General features: G+C 42.8%; 5 protein-coding genes. All 5 read left to right on the forward strand.

The window, feature by feature from the left end; genetic code table 11:
- On the forward strand, positions 1-111 hold a 111-nt coding region (locus FC652_RS19695), incomplete at its 5' end, for a DUF3265 domain-containing protein (protein WP_176299856.1).
- Positions 112-121: 10 nt separating this feature from the next.
- Complete coding sequence (locus tag FC652_RS19700; RefSeq protein ID WP_145923183.1) at positions 122-577, forward strand: GNAT family N-acetyltransferase; 456 nt, start codon at positions 122-124, stop codon at positions 575-577.
- Positions 578-711: 134 nt separating this feature from the next.
- Complete coding sequence (locus FC652_RS19705) at positions 712-1,380, forward strand: hypothetical protein (protein ID WP_176299857.1); 669 nt, start codon at positions 712-714, stop codon at positions 1,378-1,380.
- Positions 1,381-1,529: 149 nt separating this feature from the next.
- Complete coding sequence (locus tag FC652_RS19710; RefSeq protein WP_176299858.1) at positions 1,530-2,009, forward strand: GNAT family N-acetyltransferase; 480 nt, start codon at positions 1,530-1,532, stop codon at positions 2,007-2,009.
- A gap of 117 nt (positions 2,010-2,126) precedes the next feature.
- Positions 2,127-2,323: hypothetical protein (locus tag FC652_RS20705; RefSeq protein ID WP_255199200.1), on the forward strand; the 197-nt coding region annotated here is incomplete at its 3' end.

Below are 2,323 nucleotides of genomic sequence, written 5' to 3' on the forward strand. Positions count from 1 at the left end.
GGGATTCATGCCGCGTGGCATTTTTGGTATGCGGTGAGTTTTGGTGGTGAAGGTGGTCTGCGGAATGTTGGTTTATGCGGCACTCACCCCTTAACGCGGCGTTATGCCTAAGGTGAAATTGATGATAAGGCAGCTTGATGCTAATGAAAAATCAGTGGTTGAACTGTCAGAGCGTTGCTTCGATGAACTTCGCCAAGTTTACAGGCCAACTGAGGTCGCAGTTAGCAATAAAAACAGTGCTAAAAGTGAGTGGAGGTGCTTTGGTTTCCATGTTGATGAGGTTTTAGTTGGAGTAGTTGAAGCTAAACAGGTTGGCTCAGAATTACAGCTTAGCTCGTTAGCAGTCGCACCAAGTTTTCGCCAAAAAGGTGTAGCTAGAAAGCTCATAGATTTCGTTGTTACACAGTTTAAGTCTATTAACTCAGTCTCGGTTTGGTGTGTTGAGCAAACAGGTAATGTCGCTATTTTTAAGGCACTAGGCTTTAATGTGGTTCAACGTTTTGATTCAGACTTTTTCATACTTTCCGACGGTAAAAAAGCGGTAGAAGTTCAGTTAAAACAAAAAGTAACGGCATAACAAAGCGTTTAAGAGGGACTTGGCACGCGTGGCATTTTCAATTTGCGTTGTGTTTAGTGGTTAAGGTGTTATGCAGTCACTTTTGTATTGCGTGCCTGCGCCCCTTAACGCGGCGTTAAATTTATGAGGTAAAAATGACGAGAGTCGAGTTTTTTCATGCAATAAAAAAGAAAAGGTTAGAGCAACTTTCATTGGAAGAACTTGCTTATGCCCATTTATCTGATAGTAATTTTACGGAGACAAATCATGGTTTACTAACATCGTCATTGTCTACCGTTTTACGAGAAATCAGACATGTTAAATGGCAAACATATGGAAGTTCATTTTTACCATTGTCTGCCGCATTTACTGTTCTAGATCAGCTTGGATATTGCTATCAAAATGCGGAGTTGCCGGAGTTCAGTAATCAGAAAGCAAGCTCAATTAAAAAGTCGCTCTACTATTTTTGTGGTTTTGGTGAAAATGACACTGACACTCAGACTTTGGTTGCTTTGCGAAATTCTTTCCTTCATACGGCTAGCGGTTTATCTAAAGCGCAATTCACTAATCAACCAAATCATATGTTTGTGTTTAACCCAGAAGCTGATGAGTTAATTACTTACCCTACTGAAGTTTGGGATGGTAACTTCGCAAACTTGACTAATGCACACAGCACTTTTGTTAACCAGAAAAAATTGATCGCAATGGTAGAAGAGGCTGTAGAAAAAGCTCAAAGCCTACTATACGCAAAAAAGCTAGTCGTTAGCCTACCGGAAGGGCGTCCAGAGTTTTATTACAGGTTCCTCAAACATATCGAACAATAAATTTAACAAAGCGTTAAAGAGGGACTTGGCACGCGTGGCATTTTGGGTTTGCAGTTTTTTTAGTGGTTAAGGTGTTATGCAGCAACTTTTGTATTGCGTGCCTGCGCCCCTTAACGCGGCGTTAGGCGCTATTCACTTTAGGATCAGGGATGAACGTAGAATTTAAAGTGATCAATTTGGCGCAAGATTATGATTTTTGCGTTGCTGCTCGAAAGGATGCTTACTATTGCAGTTTCGAGACCTTTTCGGGTTTTGATGATTTCATAGCAGGTTATCGAGAACGAATCCAAGAAAGGCAATCTGAAGCGGGTTGGTTTTACATCCATGTCTGGTTGGATGGAAAATTGGTAGGGCAGTTAGAGTTTCGTTCTTTTTCACCCGAGCCAGAGACCGGTTATGTTCATTTGGTTTACTTGTTGCCTGAAGTTCGCGGTTCTGGTTTGAGCCAGCAAGTTCAGGTCTACATCGAAACAGAATTAGCACGAGCTGGTTGTGAGCGTGCTGTGCTTTCCGTGAGTAGAACGAACGCAAGGGCGTTAAGGTTCTATAAGCGTAATGGTTGGGTATATTGTTGCGCTAATCCGAAGCACGATGAAACCGATTTTTACCAATTACAGCTGCGCGCCTAACAAAGCGTTAAAGAGGGACTTGGCACGCGTGGCATTTTCAATTTGCGTCGGGTTTAGTGGTTAAGGTGTGATGCGGTCACGTTTGTAGTGCGTGCCTGCGCCCCTTAACGCGGCGTTATGCTTAATCACGTAAAATCAGTGGGTTATGGTTTTCTTTGTTCCCTCAACTTTTTGGTTTTGTGCTCGTCGGCAAGTTGGCTTCAGTGGGCGCTATTTTCTGGACGTCCATTCTTGGGCGCTGGAAATTTAGAGAGTTGCCTCAATCAATTGTCAGGTAAGTGCGCGGTTAGGGCGGCTGGTTCAATCAGCAATTT

The organism is Vibrio sp. 05-20-BW147, from assembly GCF_013369385.1.
Taxonomy (GTDB): domain Bacteria; phylum Pseudomonadota; class Gammaproteobacteria; order Enterobacterales; family Vibrionaceae; genus Vibrio; species Vibrio floridensis.

Excerpts from the sequence above, each read along its gene's own strand:
- FC652_RS19700 (WP_145923183.1), top strand. The coding sequence starts at position 122 with ATGATAAGGCAGCTTGATGCTAATGAAAAATCAGTGGTTGAACTGTCA.
- FC652_RS19705 (WP_176299857.1), top strand. The coding sequence starts at position 712 with ATGACGAGAGTCGAGTTTTTTCATGCAATAAAAAAGAAAAGGTTAGAG.
- FC652_RS19710 (WP_176299858.1), top strand. The coding sequence starts at position 1,530 with ATGAACGTAGAATTTAAAGTGATCAATTTGGCGCAAGATTATGATTTT.